Origin of the sequence: Orenia metallireducens, from assembly GCF_003001995.1 — a bacterium.
In the GTDB taxonomy this organism is placed as follows: Bacteria; Bacillota; Halanaerobiia; order Halobacteroidales; family Halobacteroidaceae; genus Orenia; species Orenia metallireducens_B.
Window position 1 is genome coordinate 1 of record NZ_PVNB01000007.1, and the last position, 20,743, is coordinate 20,743.

The 20,743-nt window shown below is 34.1% G+C and carries 18 protein-coding genes; 2 read left to right on the forward strand and 16 right to left on the reverse strand.

The genetic code is table 11. The annotated features are described in order from the left end of the window. Positions 1-157: 157 nt before the first annotated feature. Entirely contained in the window at positions 158-1,018 is an 861-nt protein-coding gene (locus BX659_RS06490; protein ID WP_097017195.1) for an Rpn family recombination-promoting nuclease/putative transposase, read from the reverse strand. 383 nt (positions 1,019-1,401) lie between these two features. On the opposite strand from BX659_RS06490, the gene BX659_RS06495 reads away from it, so the two are divergent. Continuing rightward, positions 1,402-2,559 carry a hypothetical protein gene (locus tag BX659_RS06495; RefSeq protein WP_099459011.1) on the forward strand — a complete coding sequence of 386 codons (1,158 nt, stop codon included), beginning with the start codon at positions 1,402-1,404 and terminating at the stop codon, positions 2,557-2,559. A 124-nt stretch (positions 2,560-2,683) separates the two neighbouring features. On the opposite strand, the gene coaD is transcribed toward BX659_RS06495, so the two are convergent. The 7 genes from coaD to BX659_RS06530 form a co-directional block, all read right to left on the reverse strand. Then, complete coding sequence (gene coaD / locus BX659_RS06500; RefSeq protein ID WP_097017196.1) at positions 2,684-3,181, reverse strand: pantetheine-phosphate adenylyltransferase; 498 nt, start codon at positions 3,179-3,181, stop codon at positions 2,684-2,686. Positions 3,182-3,183: 2 nt separating this feature from the next. Further along, positions 3,184-3,738 carry a 16S rRNA (guanine(966)-N(2))-methyltransferase RsmD gene (rsmD, locus tag BX659_RS06505; protein ID WP_097017197.1) on the reverse strand — a complete coding sequence of 185 codons (555 nt, stop codon included), beginning with the start codon at positions 3,736-3,738 and terminating at the stop codon, positions 3,184-3,186. Between the two features lie 118 nt (positions 3,739-3,856). Continuing rightward, positions 3,857-6,439 carry an ATP-dependent DNA helicase RecG gene (gene recG / locus BX659_RS06510; RefSeq protein ID WP_097017198.1) on the reverse strand — a complete coding sequence of 861 codons (2,583 nt, stop codon included), beginning with the start codon at positions 6,437-6,439 and terminating at the stop codon, positions 3,857-3,859. Between the two features lie 191 nt (positions 6,440-6,630). Beyond that, positions 6,631-7,473: a DegV family protein gene (locus BX659_RS06515; protein ID WP_097017199.1), complete on the reverse strand. Its 843-nt coding sequence runs from the start codon at positions 7,471-7,473 to the stop codon at positions 6,631-6,633. Between the two features lie 12 nt (positions 7,474-7,485). After that, entirely contained in the window at positions 7,486-9,135 is a 1,650-nt protein-coding gene (locus BX659_RS06520) for a DAK2 domain-containing protein (RefSeq protein WP_097017200.1), read from the reverse strand. Further along, the gene (locus BX659_RS06525; protein ID WP_097017330.1) at positions 9,125-9,487 is read right to left on the reverse strand and encodes an Asp23/Gls24 family envelope stress response protein; all 363 of its coding nucleotides are present in this window, start codon (positions 9,485-9,487) and stop codon (positions 9,125-9,127) included. Before BX659_RS06525 ends, BX659_RS06520 begins: the two co-directional genes overlap by 11 nt. A gap of 27 nt (positions 9,488-9,514) precedes the next feature. Next, positions 9,515-9,715 (reverse strand): DUF1858 domain-containing protein, encoded by a 201-nt coding sequence (locus BX659_RS06530; RefSeq protein WP_097017201.1) that lies wholly within the window; start codon positions 9,713-9,715, stop codon positions 9,515-9,517. 166 nt (positions 9,716-9,881) lie between these two features. Between BX659_RS06530 and rpmB the strand changes: the two genes are divergently transcribed. After that, positions 9,882-10,112, forward strand: coding sequence for a 50S ribosomal protein L28 (gene rpmB, locus BX659_RS06535; protein WP_097017202.1), 231 nt, complete (start codon positions 9,882-9,884; stop codon positions 10,110-10,112). A 70-nt stretch (positions 10,113-10,182) separates the two neighbouring features. On the opposite strand, the gene BX659_RS06540 is transcribed toward rpmB, so the two are convergent. The 8 genes from BX659_RS06540 to BX659_RS06575 form a co-directional block, all read right to left on the reverse strand. After that, on the reverse strand, positions 10,183-11,391 hold the full coding sequence (locus BX659_RS06540; protein WP_097017203.1) for an NAD(P)-dependent malic enzyme: 1,209 nt from the start codon (positions 11,389-11,391) through the stop codon (positions 10,183-10,185). 356 nt (positions 11,392-11,747) lie between these two features. Continuing rightward, on the reverse strand, positions 11,748-13,118 hold the full coding sequence (gene argH, locus BX659_RS06545) for an argininosuccinate lyase (protein ID WP_106231754.1): 1,371 nt from the start codon (positions 13,116-13,118) through the stop codon (positions 11,748-11,750). A gap of 324 nt (positions 13,119-13,442) precedes the next feature. Beyond that, positions 13,443-13,910, reverse strand: a complete 468-nt coding sequence (locus BX659_RS06550) for a GNAT family N-acetyltransferase (protein WP_106231756.1) — start codon at positions 13,908-13,910, stop codon at positions 13,443-13,445. Between the two features lie 103 nt (positions 13,911-14,013). Further along, positions 14,014-15,219 (reverse strand): argininosuccinate synthase, encoded by a 1,206-nt coding sequence (locus tag BX659_RS06555; protein WP_106231758.1) that lies wholly within the window; start codon positions 15,217-15,219, stop codon positions 14,014-14,016. A gap of 128 nt (positions 15,220-15,347) precedes the next feature. Then, a complete protein-coding gene (locus BX659_RS06560) occupies positions 15,348-17,156 on the reverse strand; it encodes a sensor histidine kinase (RefSeq protein ID WP_106231760.1) in 1,809 nt (602 codons plus the stop codon). A 229-nt stretch (positions 17,157-17,385) separates the two neighbouring features. After that, a complete protein-coding gene (locus BX659_RS06565; RefSeq protein ID WP_106231761.1) occupies positions 17,386-17,838 on the reverse strand; it encodes a PTS sugar transporter subunit IIA in 453 nt (150 codons plus the stop codon). A 171-nt stretch (positions 17,839-18,009) separates the two neighbouring features. Next, positions 18,010-18,741 carry a gamma-glutamyl-gamma-aminobutyrate hydrolase family protein gene (locus BX659_RS06570; protein ID WP_106231763.1) on the reverse strand — a complete coding sequence of 244 codons (732 nt, stop codon included), beginning with the start codon at positions 18,739-18,741 and terminating at the stop codon, positions 18,010-18,012. Positions 18,742-19,085: 344 nt separating this feature from the next. After that, positions 19,086-20,741 carry a BatD family protein gene (locus BX659_RS06575; protein WP_181186423.1) on the reverse strand — a complete coding sequence of 552 codons (1,656 nt, stop codon included), beginning with the start codon at positions 20,739-20,741 and terminating at the stop codon, positions 19,086-19,088. Positions 20,742-20,743 lie beyond the last annotated feature (2 nt).

The following is a 20,743-nucleotide window of genomic DNA, read 5'->3' on the forward strand; positions in this document are numbered from 1 at the left end:
ACTCGAAAGTAGCAAAATTTATTCTAAAGTTCAGAAAGCTATTAGTTCTTTTCTACGAGATGACAAGATTGCATAGTCAAACTTGTAAAGTGGTGTAACTAATATAAAACAACTAAAAAAGACAACCCTTTTACAGGTTGTCTGCTTAAATTGAATATTATATCTTCTTTTTAATCTTTTCTACCTCTTTTTTATCTAACTGAGTCATTTTAGCTATCTCTTCAACACTAATTCCATTTTTCAACATATTTATTATTAGCTGTTTTCTCTCTTCTTCTCTACCTTTTTCCATACCTTTTTCCATACCTTTTCTCTCAGCCTTCTTCAATGCCATCTCTTCATCTCTTAACCATTTTAACCTAGCTTCATAAGCTTCTCTCTCTTCCTTAGTTAAACCTATAGTATCTAATACTTTGATCGCTTTTTCGATGCTGGCTAATTCTGCTAATTGAGTTGGAATTTTGTCTTTATCATATTTATCAGCTCGTTTTAAAAACTCTGTCCATCTATCTAAGGCAGTCTGCACCTCACTTAAGTCCTTATTATACTTCTCTAACTCGATAAAATGAATCTCCAAGTGATCTATTAACTCTTCTTTTGATTCACGGTTCAATAATTGATAGATATTATGATAATCATCTTCCTCTAAACAGTTAAAGTTTAAAACATTAATTACGATTGTCTTTTCTAGTTTATCATAATTAGCCCCTGACTCTAACTGACCTGTATATAATCTCGCCCAATAATATAAGGCTCTTTTATCATAATAATCTTGGTCTGTGATCTGCATCTCAATATTATACCAGACACCTTTTGTATCAACAGCTTTCACATCAAGAATTGAAAGTTTATCATTTTTAAAGTTTTTAGCGTCATAAGGATTCTTTAGGATTAAATCTGTAATTGGCTCATCTTGGTCTAAGACGGAATTGATAAAAGAGATTAGGATATCCTTATTCTCTTCACTCCCAAATAGCTTCTTAAAAGCAAAGTCTACCCTTGGATTTAAACGGCACATTTTAATTAAACCTCCCGTTCTATAGTTATATTTTAATTATAACATAGTGATTATGATAAATGAAGATAAGTTAACTTTAAGTAATAACTATTCTCAGTAATAAACCTAGCTATCTCGTTATCATAGTATCCCGCTTCATAATAATACAGTCCAATGCTAACTACCTGTTATAATCACACTTAAAATCTCTTCCACTGCTTTTTAAAGATAATTTTAATTCAACTTCTCTTCTCTAAGTCAGCAAAAATACTTTAATAATCTACTTTCCAGCAATAATAGTTGAAAAGAGTTAGTAATTTTTATAATATATATAGTAGATATGTATTATTATTAGATATTCATTAACTACTATTAAGTATTAGTTAGGGGAGGTATTATTACTGATGCTATCAAATAATTTGATACTCATAGCAATCTCATTTATAACTTTAATCATCCTAATAATAACTTTAGTAAAGAGCAAAAAAAAGAAAGAGCCTTCAGCTATTACAAGCCCTCCTACTCCCAAAAAAGAATATTCTACCTATCAAAAAAATATTAGCTATCATGGTAACTATATAGATATAGATTCACTAGACTTCTTTGGTAAATTCAACAAATCCCCTAACGAAATATATACAGTTGCTTATTCAGAGAGCCCTAGCAATAAATATGTCCTTTTAAAAGGGGAGAACATATTAGTTAAAGGTAATATAGATAGACCTAGCCTTGCTAGTGTAGCTAACAATGGTACCTTTATCATTAATAATTGGGGCATATCCACTAACCTCTATGGTCTCTTTACTGCTTTTACTAAAGATGGGGAGATTATAATTAAAGAGAAGCTAAAAGCAAACTTATGTAATAATAGTATCTCAGCTGATGGTAGCTATGCTATCTGTCAGACCTACAAGAGTAAACATGAGGAGGATTCTAATAAATTATTATTCTTTAACTTAATAGAGAGGAAACTACTTTGGAAGATCAATTCCCTGACTGGTATAGCAGAATCCTATAGCTTTGATTTAGATGAGAAGATATTAACTCTACATTACTCTAATAATAAGTCTTATCGCTATAGTTTTGAAGGTAGATTGTTAGATAAAGCAGAATGGGAGAAAGAGAATAATGATGAAACTGCTATTATTGAAATAAATGGTGAGGAAGAATTAGATGATGGTTTAGATGATGACTTGGATGATGACTTGGATGATGACTTGGATGATGACTTGGATGATGACTTGGATGATGACCATCTTGAAATAACTGATCCTTCACAATTATTTGAAAGATTAGAAGAAACTCATAAAGAAGACCTCGAGAGTTTATCTAAAGAAGAAGTGAGCCTTCATCTAAAGAAGCTATCCCTTCTCTTAGACTTTGAAGAGATAACCACTGTTAAATACAAGCATGCTAGAACCTATAGGTATCTTGGAGAAAGCTATTTGAAATTAGATAGAAAAAGAGATGCTCTCCAAAATTTTAAAGAAGCCCTAAAGGTTAGCAAGAGAGTTGGAGTCAAAAGAATTACTAAACAACTTGAAGAAGAGTTATCAAACTGATTAAAATAGCCTAAGATTGAGTTTAAATCTAAGTAAATTAAAAATATAATTACTCTATTTCAACTTATACTCAAATCAAAAAGAAGAAGAAAGGAGGTTTTACCTCCTTTCTTCTTTTTTTTCTCTATATCATCTTATCCTCTTCCTTAAGCCTGTTAATCAATCTCTTGATTACATGGTCTGGGACCAGCCCTTCAATACATCCTCCAAAACTGGCTACTTCTTTAATAGAGCTAGAACTTAAATAAGCATACTTGGTACTTGTCATCATAAATAAAGTCTCTATCTCAGGGGCTAACTTCTTATTCATTGAAGCCATCTGAAACTCTGCTTCAAAATCAGAGACAGCCCTTAAACCTCTAATAATTACCCCTGCCTTCTGGTTATTAATATAATCGATTAGTAGTCCCTCAAAGCCATCGACTTCTACCTTATCAAAGTCTTGAACAGCCTCTGCTAGCATCTCCATTCTTTCTTCCATAGTAAAGAGAGGATTCTTATTAGGGTTATGGAATACTGCTACAATCACCTTATCGAAGGTTTTGCTAGCTCGTTCAATAATATCCAAATGTCCATTGGTTACAGGATCAAAACTCCCTGCATATACAGCTATATTACTCAATCTTATTCCTCACCTTCTCTTATTTTTAATAAAGTAATACCACTTTTACCATATTTCTTCTCCTTTATTATATCATATCCTTCAGGTAAAGCTATAGTATCCTTAGAGAAATGTTCAATAATTATGATTCCTGTTGGATGCAGTAGCTTATACTCTTTAATCTTATCTAAAGTCTGATTATATAGCTCTAGCTCTTCATAGGGAGGATCCATAAAGATTAAATCAAAATCCCCTGTCAATCCTTCCAAAGCCTTAAGAACATCATTGCTGATTACTTGACTATCATCTTCATAGCCGACTATCGCTAGATTTTCATTGATAATTTTAGCATTTCGCCTATCCCGCTCTACAAAGACTACCTCTGCTGCCCCCCGGCTTAAGGCTTCAATGCCAATTCCACCAAAACCTGCAAATAAATCTAAAAATCTAACACCACCTATATTAGGACCTATAATATTGAATAAAGACTCCTTAGTCCTATCAGTAGTAGGTCGAACATCACCTCTATCGATAGACTTTAATCGCCTACCTCTATCTCTTCCTGCAATAATTCTCATTAACACACCCCCGAAAAACAGTAATGAGTGACGAGTCAAGAGTGATAAGTAAAGCAACTAATTTTTATTTTCTGTTCTTTACTTGTTACCCATTACTCATTACCCGTCACTAAACTCATCAGCTTATATCTATCAATTCAAAGTCATAGTTAAAATTCTCTGTTAAGATGCTCTTTAAGCGTTTATTCTCTCTATTTTCTAATTTAGGGTCAGCTTTAATTAGAGCAAAGGCATCCTCTCTAGCCAGCTCTAAGAGTTTATGATCCCGTAAGATATCTGCCACCTTTAAATCTGGCATCCCGTGCTGGCGAGTACCAAAAAACTCTCCAGGACCTCGCAAGTGCAAGTCCTCTTCTGCTATCACAAAGCCATCGGTAGATTTGGTCATAATCTTCATCCGCTCTACACCCTCATCTGTAGATGGATCTGAAATTAGGATACAATAGGATTGATATTGCCCTCTTCCAACCCTTCCTCTTAATTGATGGAGTTGGGCCAATCCAAAGCGTTGTGCATCCTCAATAATCATTACTGAAGCATTAGGAACATTGACCCCTACCTCAATGACAGTAGTAGATACTAAAATATCAGTATTCCCTACCCTAAACTCCTCCATAACCTCTTCCTTCTCTGCCGCCTTCATCTGACCATGTAAGAGAGCAATCTTTAAATCTGGAAAGTACTCATTTTGCAGCTTAATAGATAGCTCTGTAGCCGATTCTATATCTAACTTCTCAGACTCCTCTACCAAAGGACAGACCACATAAGCTTGTCTTCCTTTATCTATCTCCTCCCTTAAAAAGGAGTAGATCTTATCCCTTACTCGTTGTGTTCTCCACTCAGTAATCACTGGCTTTCTCCCTGGTGGCAGCTCATCAATTACAGAGACATCCAAATCACCATAGACAGTCAAAGCCAAAGTTCTAGGAATTGGAGTAGCAGTCATCACAAGTACATCAGGATTATCACCTTTTTCCTGTAAAGTAGCCCTTTGCTTGACTCCAAAGCGGTGCTGTTCATCTACAATAGCTAGCCCCAAATTAGAGAAGTTGATCCCCTCCTGAATCAAGGCATGGGTTCCAATGACTATATCTACCTCTCCAGCTTCAATTTTTTCTAGTAGCTCTCTCTTCTCTTTAGCCTTTAAGCTTCCCACTAAAAGACCTAATTTGAGTCCTAAAGGCTCTAAATCATCCTTTAAGCCTAAATAATGCTGTTCTGCTAAGATCTCTGTAGGAGCCATCAATGCCCCCTGAAATTCTGACTGCACCGTCTTTAATAATGCTAAAGTAGCAATCACAGTCTTTCCTGCCCCTACATCACCTTGTAAGAGGCGGTTCATATTCTTATTAGACTCCATATCACCTTTAATCTCCTGCCAAACCCTTGCTTGAGCATTAGTCAAAGCAAAGGGTAACAACTCTAAGAACTTATCCACTAAACCATCATCTTTAGAGTGCTTAATTCCCAGCTTATCACTCTGAGCCTCAGACTTTCTTAAAGCTAAAATCAACTGCAAGACAAAGAGTTCTTCATAGGCAAATCTCCTTCTTGCTTCCTTTAAGACCTCTTTAGAATCAGGAAAATGGATCATTGAGAGACCATAGCTTAAATCTAAAAAATCATGCCTACCAATAATATCTGTAGGAAGAAACTCCTCAACATCCACTAAATACTTATCAAGAGCATTTTTAATGATCCTTCTTAATCTCTTTTGATTGATACCTTTAGTTGTAGGATAAACTGGAACTATTCGACCAGTATGTAAGTTATCTTGAAAATCAATCTCTTCAAAATGAGGATTATTAATTTCAAAATTACCATAGCTATATTTGACCTCACCACTGAATAAGAAGGTAGCATCTTTTTTGAAGGTCTTTTTAATATAGCCTTGATTAAACCAGACGCCATGCAATATCCCAGTACCATCACTGATAGCAACTTTGATAATTTTAAGACCTGAACGGGGCTTAATCTCATTGATATTTACAACCTTACCTTGAACAGTCACATTCTCCCCAGTTCTTAACTCTCTAATCTTCTTAGTCTGACTCCAATCATTATAATCCCTAGGAAAATAATAAAGCAAATCCTTTAGCTCTTCAATCTCCAAGCGTTTTAAACGCTTGGACCAATAATCTCCGACCCCTTTAACATATTTAATAGGCTGATGCCAAAATCCAGCCTCATCTTTAGTTGCTCTAAATTTCTTCTCTTTTTTAATCTTTTTTTCTTGCTGCTTCTTAATTACTTTAGCTTTATCCTTCTTTACAATCACTTGTTTTTTGTTAGCCTCTTTTTCTTGATTAAAATCAAACTGTAAAGAGTTCTGTGGAGTGTTCTTTCTCTTTTTAGTCTTCTTTACTGGGATGTCCTTGACTATTCTTAGCTTCTTATCATTTAAGTCAAAGACTGCTCTTCCCTTTATTTTTCGACCCAACTCGTTGACCAGTTTAATCGATTCCTTTAACTTCTGATGCCTTTTTTCCAAGATAACCTTCTCATAATCTATAAATAGAACATATAAGTCTTGGGCAAGGCTCTTAATCTCTTCATCATTTGTGCTTGCCTGTAACTTATTGCTCCAATTTAAGATATAACTATCAAATCCCCCAAAGACTGAAGTATTTAATCCATTACTTTTAATCTCTGTTGGAATTGGCTTTATAAGGTTTTCAAATATATCTTCTATCCCCTTCATACAATCACCTCATCATTCAAACCCATTAATATCTGGGGGAAATATTATAATAAAACAATAATAAACCTTAAAAACAAGTTTAAGCTATTAAGGCAGTATTATTAGTATTCACAATCTATATTAAAAAAAATTCCTAATACTATTTAACTTAGCATTAGGAATTACCCAACTAACCTTTTATAATACATAGATTATTTATAAACTATCATTCCAAAGGGAGTTGGACCAACATGTGCGCCTACTACAGAACCAAATTGAAGCATATCTATCTCTTCCCACTCAAAATTCTGGGTTAATATCTCTTTTAATTGATTGGCCTTATCTAAATATTTTCCATATATGATTACCAGTTTATGACCTGTATTGCCCTCTAACTCTTTTTCAGCCAAGCCCATAAACTCTTTATATAATCGTTTCTCTCCTCTTAACTTCTTATAAGGAGTAATCTCACCAGCTTCTATTGTCAACATAGGTTTAACATTAAATAAATTACCTATAAAAGCAGTAGCCTTACCTATACGACCTCCACGCTCTAAATAAGTTAAATCATCTATAGTAAAATAAATCTTAATGCTCTCTTTTAATTCAGCTATTAAGTTTATCAGTTCATTCATCTGCTTACCTGCTTTAACAGCTTTAGCTATCTCTACTACCATAACCCCTAAAGGTACCGTTACAGTCTCTGAGTCTATAACTTTAATGTCTATATCTTCTAACATATTAGCAGCCAAGTGAGCTGTTTTAATAGTTCCACTCAACTTTTCAGAAAAGTGTAATGACAGAATCTGATCATACTCTTTAGCTAAAGCTTTATATAAATCAAGGAATTTTCCAATAGGTGGCTGTGATGTAGTCGGTACTTGATTACTTTCTTCTAATTTATCCAAAAACTCTTCTCTACTAATATCAATGCCATCTTCATATTCCTTTCCATCTAATCTAACCTTTAAAGGAATTACATTAATATTATACTCTTCTATAAGCCTAGACGGTAAATCTGCTGTACTATCTGTTACAACTGCTATCTTACCCATCACTTAACACTCCTACTCTACAGAAATAATATAATAATATATAGGCTGATATCCATCATAGATTTCAATATCAAAGTCTTCATATAGCTCTTCCAAATTATGTATTAATTCCTCTTTATCTTCTAAAGATACCTCTTCTCCTACATAAATAGTAATTAAGGAGTCATCAGCTTCAACCATATCTGTTAATAACTCTAAGGTCGCTTGATTGTAATGGGAGGATACAACCTCTATATTTCCTTCTATCAAGCCTAAAATATCACCTTTATTGATCTCTAACTCATTAATCTTAGTATCTCTAACAGCATAAGTAACCTCTCCTGTCTTAACAAATTCAAGCTCTTCTTTCATCTGAGCAGCAACCTCTTTAAGATTACCTGCTGGATTGAAGACCATCATTGCTGTTACACCTTGAGGAATAGTCTTAGTTGGAATAACCTCAATCTCCTTATCTGTCAACTCTTTAAGCTGCTTAGCAGTAGAGATAACGTTTTTATTATTTGGTAAGATAATTACTTTATCGGTATTAATCTGCTCTACAGAGTCTAATAAATCTTGAATACTTGGATTCATTGATTGACCACCTAGAAGTACATTAGCTGCTCCAAGCTTATTAAAGATAACTTCTAACCCTTCTCCAGCAGCTACCGCTAAAACTCCTATTCCATCAAGCACTTCTTGCTCTTGCTTAAGTGCCTTTTGCTCTGCTTCAATCTCTTTTTTTAGCCTCTCCTCATGCTGTTCAGACATATTTTCAATCTTAATTCGAGTCAATTGCCCATACTTTAACCCTTCTTCTAATACTGCCCCTGGGTGCTTAGCATGGACATGAACCTTTAAAATGCCATCAGATTTAACAGCAATAATAGAGTCACCGTAATCACTTAATATTTCTTTAAATTCATCAGCCTCAACCTTAGCATTCTTCACAATAAATTCAGTACAATAACCAAACTCCTCTATAGCTGATGGCTCTATTGTAGTATTAGTCTTTGCTCTAACTCCTTCTCTGATAACGATTGGAGTATCAGAGCTTAGACCTTGTACGAGTCCTGTTAGAAACATTTGATAGCCTTTACCACCAGCATCTACTACCCCAGCTTCCTGCAAAGCATCTAATAAATTAGGTGTGTTGGCTACAGACTTCTCAGCCTCTTTTACCGACTCTATTAGAAGTTCAGCTACAGTTAACTCAGCAGCCAATTTCTTAGCTTTTTTTCCTACATCCTTGGCTACTGTTAAAATAGTTCCTTCCACAGGCTTCATTACCGCTTGATAAGCCTTATCAGCAGCTTTTTGTAAACCATTAGCTAGAACTTCTGCTGTCAATAACTTAGCATTACCAATGCCATCAGCCAAACCTCTTAAAAGCTGGGATAAGATTACCCCTGAATTTCCTCTAGCTCCCATCAAAGCCCCCATTGCTAAACTATTGGCCACAGCCCCTACTGAATCCTCTGTAGTAGACTCTAGCTCATCGACAGCATTTGATAGAGTCAGATACATATTGGTTCCTGTATCACCATCGGGAACAGGAAAGATATTCAAATCATTGATTTCATCCTCTACCTCTTTTAAAGTATTAGTTGCTACTAGTAGCATTTGTTTGAATTTAGCTGAATTTATCTGCTTTATCTCCTTAGTCAATGAATCAGGTAGCATTATTCACCCTCACTCCTTGTACATTAATATTGACCTCCAACACACTTACCCCTGTCATCTCTTCTAATGTATATTTTACTCTATCAATTATATTATTAGCTACCTCTGAAATTTTAGTTCCATACTCTACAATAATATATAAATCAACTCTTACTCCCTCTTCGGTAGTCTCTACTTCAACACCCTTACTTAGATGATCATTTACTAACAGCTTTGCTAGACCATCTTGAATGCTTTTACTGGCCATACCCACCAATCCATAACATTCCATTGCAGCTAAACCCGCAATAATTGAAATAACTTCCTCAGATATTTTAACCATTCCTAACTCATTTGTCAACTCTTGCCCCATTGTCATACTTTATTCCCCCTTGTTAAATCAATTATTCTGAATAAGATTATTTAATTCCTTCAATAGCAAGTTTAAATCCAAATTATTGGCCTTAGCTACTGTTTCTAAGTCTTCATAGTTGGCAGCTAAACACTTAGCACATCCTAGACCATAAGCTTTAAAAATCTGATTAACCTCTGGATACTCCTGTAAAATTTTTAATACTGATGTCTTTTTACTAAGTTTCATCTTTGACCTCCTACCTGATTATTATTCAATAGAAGTCAATAAAATCCTTCTTTATAAGATAAAATACAAAATTAACCTTGCTACTTACCCACCTTTTGTGTTAAAATGTTTAAGTGGTTCTAGCTAAAACATAAAATATTGATATAGATTAAAGGAGGTGCAATAAATGGCAAGGATATGTGAAATCTGTGGAAAAGGATCTAATACTGCTAATAGTGTTACTCGTAGAGGTAAGGCTAAAAAAGAAGGTGGAGTTGGTCGTAATGTAACTGGTATTGCAAAAAGAACTCAACGACCTAACCTACAAAAAGTTAAAGCTGTTGTTGATGGTACTACTAAAAGAATTAAAGTATGTACTTCTTGCTTGAAAGCAGGCAAGGTAGAAAGAGCATATTAATTCAATATAAAGCAAGGAGGTTAAGATTAACCTCCTTGCTTTTTTTATTTTAACCTACTTTATTTTATAATTAAGAGAACTCCTTTTGTAACTCTTGCTCACTAAGAACTCTTTTAGCTAAGCCATCATTTATAGCCCTTTTAGCCACCTCTAAAGCCACTCTATTGACTACTTCCTTATTAAAAGGATTAGGAATAACATAATCAGCTGATAATTCATCTTCATCGATCAATTCTGCTATACCATATGCAGCAGCAATCTTCATCTCCTCGGTAATCTCTCTTGCCTGTACCTTTAAAGCACCTTTAAAGATTCCTGGAAAAGCCAATACGTTATTAACCTGATTTGGATAGTCAGAACGACCAGTTCCTATTACTTTAGCACCTGCTTCTTTAGCTAAAGTTGGATCGATCTCTGGAACAGGATTTGCCATAGCAAAGATAATTGGATCCTCAGCCATACTCTTAACCATCTCTTTAGTTAAAATATTAGGAGCTGAAACGCCAATAAAGGCATCCATGCCAACTATTACCTCACCTAAACTACCTCTTTTATCTGTTTGATTGGTCATCTCTGCTAGCTCTTTTTGAATCTCATTCATCTCTTCAATACCAGAAGCTAAAGCTCCAAACTTATCAACCAAGATTATATCTTTAATCCCAACATTTAATAGTAATCTAGCAATAGCCAGTCCAGCTGCCCCTGCTCCATTAACTACAACCTTCAAACTCTCTAGCTCTTTAGCAACAGATTTGGCTGCATTAATTAGCCCTGCTAAAACTACAATTGCTGTTCCATGTTGGTCATCATGGAAGACAGGAATCTCTAACTCCTTCTTTAACCTCTCTTCAATCTCTATACAGCGTGGTGCTGAAATATCCTCTAAATTTATCCCACCAAAGGTAGGCTCTAACCTCTTAACAGTCTCCACAATCTCATCAACATCCTTGGTATTTAAACAGATAGGAAAAGCATCAACTCCAGCAAACTCTTTGAATAAGACTGCTTTTCCTTCCATAACTGGCATCGCTGCTTCTGGACCAATATCCCCTAGTCCTAAAACAGCAGTTCCATCAGAAACAACTGCTACTAAGTTTCCCTTTGCAGTATAATTATATACCTCTGACCTATCCTTTACAATCTCTAAGCAAGGCTCAGCCACCCCAGGACTATAGGCCAAAGTCAGGTCTTCTCTATTTTTAACCTCTACTTTACTATTAACAGATATCTTTCCTTGATTCTTCTTATGTAACAATAAGGCTTCTTCTTTTAATGACACGTACTACTCCCTCCTCTATTTTACTTCTATTTTCAATTCTATATTTATTAGATAAACTCCTTTATTTATCTAGTAAAAATTCATTGTTTTTCAATAATTTATGTAATGCTCTTTAAATATATACATTGTAGATAAGCAAGTCTAAAGTGTAATTTAATGGATCATTGTAACACATTTTATTAGGTAGTTAGAGGTTAGATGCTTAGGTTTTACCTACCTAGGCAACCACCTAACCATCTAATACCCAATTTGTCACAATATCTATAAACTCATATTTAAATTCCGCTCTAAAGTTATCTGACTACATAAAACAAGAGTGAAGATTCTTGGTTAATCTCCACCCTTAGCACTGTCAATTAATTTAAAGCCTCTTTCTCCTGTTTAATTACTCTTTCTATCTCTGCCCTAGCAGGACCACCTATAGTATTACGAGCATCTACACAGGTCTCGATAGCAATCGCATGATAGATATCATCACTAAATACTTCAGAGAAACCTTGCCATTCTTCCATAGTCAACTCTGATAGCTTCTTATTATGCTCTATACAGTAAAATACACTCTTTCCAACTATCTCATGGGCCTCTCTAAAAGGAATATCCTTATCAACTAGATAATCGGCTACGTCGGTAGCATTGACAAAGCCACCTTCTGTAGATGCTTTCATCTTATCAGCTTTAAATTTAGTCTTAGCCATCATCCTTGCAAAGATTTCTAGACTCTTCTTAACTGTGTCTACAGTATCAAATAATCCTTCTTTATCCTCCTGCATATCCTTATTATATGCCAATGGTAAGCCCTTCATAGTAACTAATAACTGCATTAGATTACCATAAACCCTTCCTGTCTTACCACGAATCAATTCAGGGATATCAGGATTCTTCTTCTGGGGCATAATACTACTACCAGTACAGAAAGAGTCAGATATCTCCACAAAATCAAATTCAGAGCTAGTCCAAATGATCAACTCTTCACTGAAACGACTTAAGTGCATCATCATAGTAGATGCTGCTGCTAAAAATTCAATTACAAAGTCACGATCACTAACTGCATCTAAGCTATTCTGGCTTACTCCTGCAAATCCTAACTCTTTAGCTACAAACTCCCTATCAATTGGGAACTTGGTCCCTGCTAAAGCACCAGAGCCTAAAGGTAAGATATTGACCCTCTTATAACAATCAACTAACCTGTCATAATCACGCTTTAACTTCTGCTGATATGCTAGTAAATGGTGTGCCAATCTAATTGGTTGTGCTCTCTGCAAATGGGTATACCCAGGCATAATAATATCAATATTATCTTCAGCTAACTCCAGTAATACCTCCTGTAATTGCTTGACTAAGCCTTTAATCTGCTCAATCTGATCTCGCAAATATAACCTTACATCTAAAGCCACTTGGTCATTTCTGCTTCTGGCTGTATGTAGCTTACCACCAACTGCACCGATCTTATCAGTTAGCCTCTTTTCAATATTCATATGAATATCCTCAAGTTCTACTGTAAATTCAAACTCACCTGCTTCAACCTCTGCCAATATTTCTTCTAAGCCCTTAATTATCTTTTGACTATCTTCTGTTGTAATAATCCCACACTTGGCTAACATCTTGGCATGGGCCATACTACCTTGAATATCATATTGAGCCAATTTATAGTCAAAACCGATGGAAGCATTGAACTCTTCTACCAAAGCATCGGTACTTTCTTGAAATCTACCATCCCACATCTTCATAATCTTCACTCCCTATTACTTTCTATTCTCTTATTTTCCGCCTATCACTACTATAGATAAATACCTTTAGAATGACATTTAAAACCTTATTTTTTGCCACCAATTTCACTAATCTTCACCCACTGTGAAGAAGAATGAATGAGGAAGTACTCTTGAGGTGAATTAAAAATCCTCTTTATAATTTATAAGTTATTCATTATTCATGTCCATTCGTGTTAATTAGTGGCTAACTATCCTTTGATTTTTATTTTTACTTCACTTTAGAGCTGGATGACTATATAAATTGATATAGATATAATAATTGGGCGAATTGATCGCCCTCTTTTAAGAATCTATTATTTTAGCTAATTTAGCTCTAGTATAATCCTCATCTTCTCTTATCTCTATAACCTGATAATCAAGATCTTTATAAAAATTTATTAAATTCATTAATCTACTAGGAGAATAAAGAATAATTCTTCTTCCTCCCTCTGCTCTCACTCTCTCCTCAACCTCTAAGATCAGTTTTTTTCCAATTTCATAGCCTTGATACTCAGGAAGTACACCTAATCTTATTAAATAGAAATCTTCACCTTGACCATAGTAACGGACTGTTCCTACTGCATTATTATCTAAGTAAGCAATTAAAATCTCTTTATCTTTAATATCTTTAATAATATCATCTTTACTCTCTAATAATGCGGGTGTTGTAGGAAAGAGAGAGGGATCATCATAAGCTTTAAAAGCAGCTTTAGTCAAATTATAGACCAATTGACTATCGGCAAGCTCTGCTTTTTTGATAAACATCTCCATCCACTCTCCCCCTCTAAATTCAGTAACAAGTGACAGAGTGACCAGTAACGAGTTAAGTTCTCATTATTCTATCTTTTACTCGTCACTCATTACTCATCACTTGTTACTTTTTATTAACACTTCCATGTACCTTTAATGGTAGACCAAATAATTCGATAAATCCGATAGCAGAATCATGATTGAAAGTATCAGATGTTTCATAAGTAGCCAAGTTCTCTTGGTATAATGAATTATCAGACTTTCTTCCTACTACTGTAGCATTTCCTTTATATAATTTAAGCTTAACTGTTCCATTTACATACTGTTGAGTTGTATCAACAAAGGCATCTAAAGCAGCCCTTAATGGTGAGAACCATTGTCCATAATAAACTAATTCTGAATATTTTTGAGCAACTAATTCTTTGTAATGATAGGTCTCTCTATCTAAGACTAAGTCCTCTAAATGTCTATGAGCTGTAATTAATACAGTAGCAGCTGGAGCTTCATAGATCTCTCTAGATTTAATTCCTACCAATCTATTCTCCACCATATCGATTCTTCCAATACCATGCTTACCTGCAATTTCATTTAATTTAGATACTAACTCTACTGGACCATCCTCTTGTCCATTTAATGCTACTGGTTCACCAGCTTTAAAAGTAACCTCTATATACTCAGGGTCATTTGGTGCATCCTCTGGAGCAGTAGTAATCTGATATACATCTGCAGGTGGTTCTGCCCAAGGATCCTCTAAAATTCCACACTCTATACTAACTCCCCATAGGTTTCTATCGATACTATATGGACTCTCTTTAGTAGCACCTACTGGTATATTATGCTTAGCGGCATATTCGATCTCTTGACTTCTAGCTTTAAACTCCCACTCTCTTAAAGGAGCTACAACTTCAATTCCTGGAGATAATGCTTGGAAAGAAACATCAAATCTTACCTGATCATTACCCTTGGCAGTACAACCATGGGCTACTGCATCAGCACCTTCTTTTTTAGCAACATCGATCATCTTTTTAGCAATCAACGGTCTAGAATAAGCTGTAGCCAATGGATATTTAGCTTCATATAATGCTCCTGCTTTTAAACCTTTGAAGACATACTCCTTTAAAAATTCTTCTTGTAAATCTTCAATATAGATATTACTTGCACCAGTATTTAAGGCCTTCTCTTCTAAAGGTGCTAAATCTTCATTCTGCCCTACATCTGCTGAAAAGCAGACTACCTCTACATCATATGTATCCTGTAACCATTTAATAGCTACCGATGTATCTAACCCTCCTGAATAAGCCATAACTACCTTGTTTATCTTCTTCTCCATCATCAACGCCTCCTAATTTATCTCAAAATGATTTTTATTTATTTTTGTTAGTATGATTATACATGTTATTGCATAAAAATACAAGTACAATATTAAAGTTTGAATTTTCTGAAAACAACCCAAACCTTCTATAACTCATATATATCTGAAAACTCAATATCTATTCTATCAATTAACTCCTCCTTTAGAGAAATTTCTGTAGCAGCAAATTCTATATCCTCTTTTTCCAAAACTATATTTGGTAGCTTAATTATAAATTCACTCCCTTTACCATATTCACTCTCTACCTCAATCTCTCCCCCATGCATCTCTACTAGCAGCTTAACTATTACTAAACCGATGCCACTACCCTCTTTTCTTCTAGTAAAAGATTTATCAGCTTGACCAAACCTTTCAAAAATTATCTTCTTCTGCTCTTCTTTAATACCTATCCCTGTATCCTTTACAGATATGTATATATACTGCTGCTCTTCAAAGATTCTAACTATTATCTTATCACCTTTGTTACTGAACTTAACAGCATTTGATAAGAGGTTTAACATAATCCTTTCAATATTAGTAGCATCACAAGTAATAACTCTCTTAAATAATTCAGATTCAAAGCTAATCTCTCTAGCAGAACTGTCTAAATAATCTTTTACAGATAGGACTATGTTATCAATAAGTTCTACAATATTATGGTTTTGTAGGTTGAAATCATAGAAATTAGCATCAATCTTGGTGATATCCACTAAATTATTAATTAATCTCAATAGTCTATAAATATTACGCCGCATAATTTTACTATACTTACTGAGATTATTATAATTATCTTTATCTAAATTTCTTTTAGTATAAATCTCTTGCATCTGCACTGCAGAGAAGATTAAATTCAAAGGTGTTCTCATCTCATGGGATAAATTGGCGAAAAATTCCCCCTGAGCTTTATTACTCTCTACTCTCTCTTCTAGCCATTTACGCTCAGTGATATCTATTCCTGAGCCAAAAACCCCTTGAATCTCCCCATTATTATCTTTTAGACGGGCAAGATGCCAAGAAACGATTCTTACTGTTCCATATTTTGTTAAAACTTCAGTCTCAACATATTCTGGTACTTCCTCTTCTTCATTAAATAGTCTTTTAAAGAAGCTCTTTGCCTCTATTCCATCCCCTTGATAGAATTTAAAGATGCTCTCTCCCACTACTTCTTTTTCACTATATCCAAACTCTTTAAATCCTCCCTGATTAAAAAAAGTAATCTTCTGTTCTTTATTGACGACTATAAAGATCACATCAACAATCCCCAATACCTTTAAAGCTGAAAATATCAGTTCCAGTGAATAATTTAAGTGCTTAGATATATCTGTAATCGAATTCTCTTTTACTTTGTTAGGGATGAATTTCTCTTTCACTAATCTCTCTTTACTCATATCTACCCCTGAGCTGATGATTTCTTCCACATTTCCTGCCTCATCCTTTAAAGTACTGTTATACCAACCTATTATTCGCTCATTACCATCTTTATCTACTAATGTTCCTGAGGTATAATTAGGTAGTTCAACCTCTCCCTTTACTACTCTTTCTAATAGTTTTATCTTCTGCTGATTCTGATTAAACTCTTTAAACCAGAAACTTCCTATAATCTCTTCTTGATCTTGACCTAATAGCTCACAGCCCCTTTGATTAATAAATTCTACTCTCCCTTGCTTGTCTAACACTAATAAGATAAATTTAGATAGATTGATATATTCCTTTAAGTTATCTCTTTCTACTGCTAACTCTTTATTTAAAACCTTAGATTTAGAATATAGCTTGACAAATTTAAATAAAACTATGTAAATTAAAGATAAACTTAATACTGCCACTATATCAATCAAGCTTAAACTTTCTATGTGCCTAGCTAACACAATATTAAATATTATCCCCAACAAGATTAAAATAATAAGTATTCTTCTCATATCTTCTTCCCACCTTATAAGATATACCAATCTATCTTTAAAGTAATTTGATTGTACTATTGGTCTAGTTAGCAATTAACAAAATATAAGATAACTTCTGCTAATAAAATTAAGAGAATATAATATTATATTCTCTTATTAAAATTATTTATCCTCTATTTACTGTCATTTTTTATCAAAATATAAAAACTAATGTCTTATTGAAATTAATTCTTCAATTTAGCTTATTCTATTCATATCTCTTAATTATATCTAAGGCATTTTGGGAAGTTTCAGCAGTTAGCAGAGCTTCTCTAAATTCATCCTTTCTTACTAAAAACGAAATTTTGGATAATAATTTTAAATATTCAGGAGAAGTACCTGCAAAATCTGCAACCATAAAAATTATATAAACTGGCTGTCCATCGATACTCTTAAAATCCATACCTTCTTTGCATATACCTAAAGCAAGAGAGAGTTCTTTGACCTCATCACTCTTCCCATGCGGAATGGCTATTCCACGCCCCATTCCTGTTGTAGTCTCAGCTTCTCTGGCTAAAACCTTATCATAAAAATTATCTTCAGATTTGATCTTACCTCCTTGATATAAAACTCCAACCATTTCCTTTAAGACCATCTCTTTATCAGAAGCTATTAAATCTAATTTAATCATCTCTGGCTTTAATAAAGTGCTAAGTTGCATCTTTTGTCCCTCCTTTTTTTATACTATATCTCATTTGCTTCTTTATCGCTATAAATTCTAGACTAACTCATAAACCCCTTTCTAACTTCCTTCTTTTTAAATAAATTATTTTTTCTACTTAATTTATATCATAAATTTGTAATAGGATTAAAGCTTTATATAGATTTTTTATTATCTTTTCTCTTTCTCTGCTGTTATCACTAACTTCTTAAATAATTCTAAAAAGGATGAATACCTTAAAGTCAAATCTTCAGGATGCCACTGTACCCCTATTACAAATTCTCTATTCTCTGATTCAATCCCCTCTACAATCCCTTCCTCTGACTTGGCAGTAACTATTAGTTCTCTACCTAAATCTTTAACAGCTTGATGATGGTAGGAGTTGACCTCAATCTCCTCTCTTTTTAGGATATTAAAGAGCTTAGTGTTCCTTTTAATCTTTAGAGAATGGTAAAGCTCACATACATCTGTACTACAGGAAAGATGACAAATCCCATCTTGGTACTCTTCGATGATATCTTGATATAAGCTACCTCCCAAGGCAATATTCATCAACTGCATCCCTCGACAAATACCTAAAATTGGGAGCTCTCGTCGATAAGCCCCTCTAAATAGTTCAATCTCCCATTCATCTCTCTTGCTATCAAATTTAGTAACTTGAGCAATTGGATGCTCCCCATATCTATTAGGGCAGATATCATCACCACCACTTAAGATCAATCCATCTATCATCTCAATATAGGTCTTGACCTCAGCTTTATCTTCAAGTAAGGGAATTAATACAGGAACTCCACCTGCCTTAATAACTGAGCTGATATAATTATAGCTGACTTTATTATATGATTTATTGAATTTATTCTCTTTTTTACAAAAAGTTGTGATTCCAATGATAGGTTTATTCATAGCTTCTTCCCCTTTACTGATTGCTTTTTGATTTAATCTAGTTATACTTATTCTTATACTTAGCGATTGGTCGAGATGATTCCTGCTGCTAAATGTATACAAATAAAGGCACAGCTTGAAAGCTGTGCCTTTATTTAATAGTAACGAATGGATAAATAGCCACTAGCTACTGGCTACTAGCCTCTAGCTTTATAAGTTCTTAGCTAATAGCAGATTTATCACGGAGGGTTTATGATTTTCAAACCCGTAGGAGAGGCCAGAAGCTAGTAGCTAAAGTGTCGCAATATATCCATTAAGTCTCAATCTTTACATCCATATTCACTGCTGACTACTAAATTATAATATCAATTCATCATCTTATAAACTCTCTTAATCTTCTCCTTCAAATCTAGACCTTCCTTACTTCCACCATATCTTCTATTCTCTATATAATCGATGATCTCATAAATATCAGCTAATAATTCTTCATCATCGATTCTAACTGATAGTTCTGCCTTAGAGTTAGCCTTAAAACTGATATTATACTTATACTTTATCATTTCGTTGAAGATATGATAAATTTCTTCTTCGTCCTTGGTTTTTTTGATCTGTTTATAATATTCCTTTAATCTTTGGTCTTGACTACCTTTGTATCTTTTTATTATTAAATAGACAAGTACTAACAGAATCAATAGTCCAATTATAGCCAAAGTTATCTTAAAATAACTCTTCTTTACCTTAAAGATATAATAATCTTCATTATCTTGATTATCAGTATTAATTTGGGTTATCTCGATACCCTTTGTTTGGGACTGATTAGTAGAATTGCTACTTGTAGTTAGACTCTGTTGAGCCTGTTTAGCTTGACCCGTAACTTTGATAGTTTTTGCTGCTATAGTCCCATATTCATACTCTTTCTTCTCTGGATTGAAGTAAGGTATCTTGATTTCAGGAAGGCTAAGCTCACCACTTTTTTTAGGAACAAGGATAATATCAAAACTCTTTTCAGCATAGTATTCCATCCCTCTAATCTCTTCTTTCTTATCCTTTTGAGTCTGATAAATCTCAACATCAGAGATGTCCCCGTTTAATACCTTATCTAGACTATCTAGATTAACATCACCAGATAACTTAATATTTAAGGTAGTGGAATCACCGTAATTCACCTCTTGATCAGCCAAATTACTATCAAATTGTAAATTACCAACAATTCCTGTGAAATCCTCGGGTTGACCCTCTTGAGGTAAGGGCAAAACCTTAATTGTTTTAGCTTCTGTATTAAAGTAGGTAGCTTTGGAAGAACTAAAGAAGTCACCTGTATTGATATTTGCTTGGAAAGGGTAACTTGCTATCTCTAAAGTTCCTGTCTTAGTTGGTGTTAAGATAACCTGTCCAACCTCATACTTGATATACTTTTTACCATCAAGATAGACATAATTGGCCTTTAATTGGTCTTTGGATTTAGGCTGACTGATAAAATCATTGAAGTTAAACTGATCTAAGAAACCATAGTTATCAAGATTATAGCGAGTAAAAAGGTCATATTTTAAGATAACCTTCTGACCAAAATAAATCTTATCTTTAGATAGAGTCGTTCTAATAAAGATATTGCTATTCTCATGATTTGGACTAGTTTTTCTTTTAGTAACCTTGATCTCTAATTTATTAGTTCTATAGGTCTTTCCTTTGTATTCAACTACCCCTTGTAGGCTAAACTCACCTACCTCTTTAGGCATAATTACATAATGATATTGCCTACTATAACTTCTCTTCATATTGATAATAGTTGTTTGAGTACCAGATTTCTGAGATAGAACTTGAAAATCATCTAATCCTTCTACTTCAATGAGCTCTGCCCCTTTAGCATCCTTTAGTGATACTACTAAATTGGTATTTGTTCCTTCTGATAAATAAAGATTATCTATATCTAAACGAAACTCCTCTTCCGCTCCAAAAGCCAGTGCAGAGAAGATTAATAAAAACAGTAGTGAAGATACTATTACATTGCTTATCCTCTTCACAA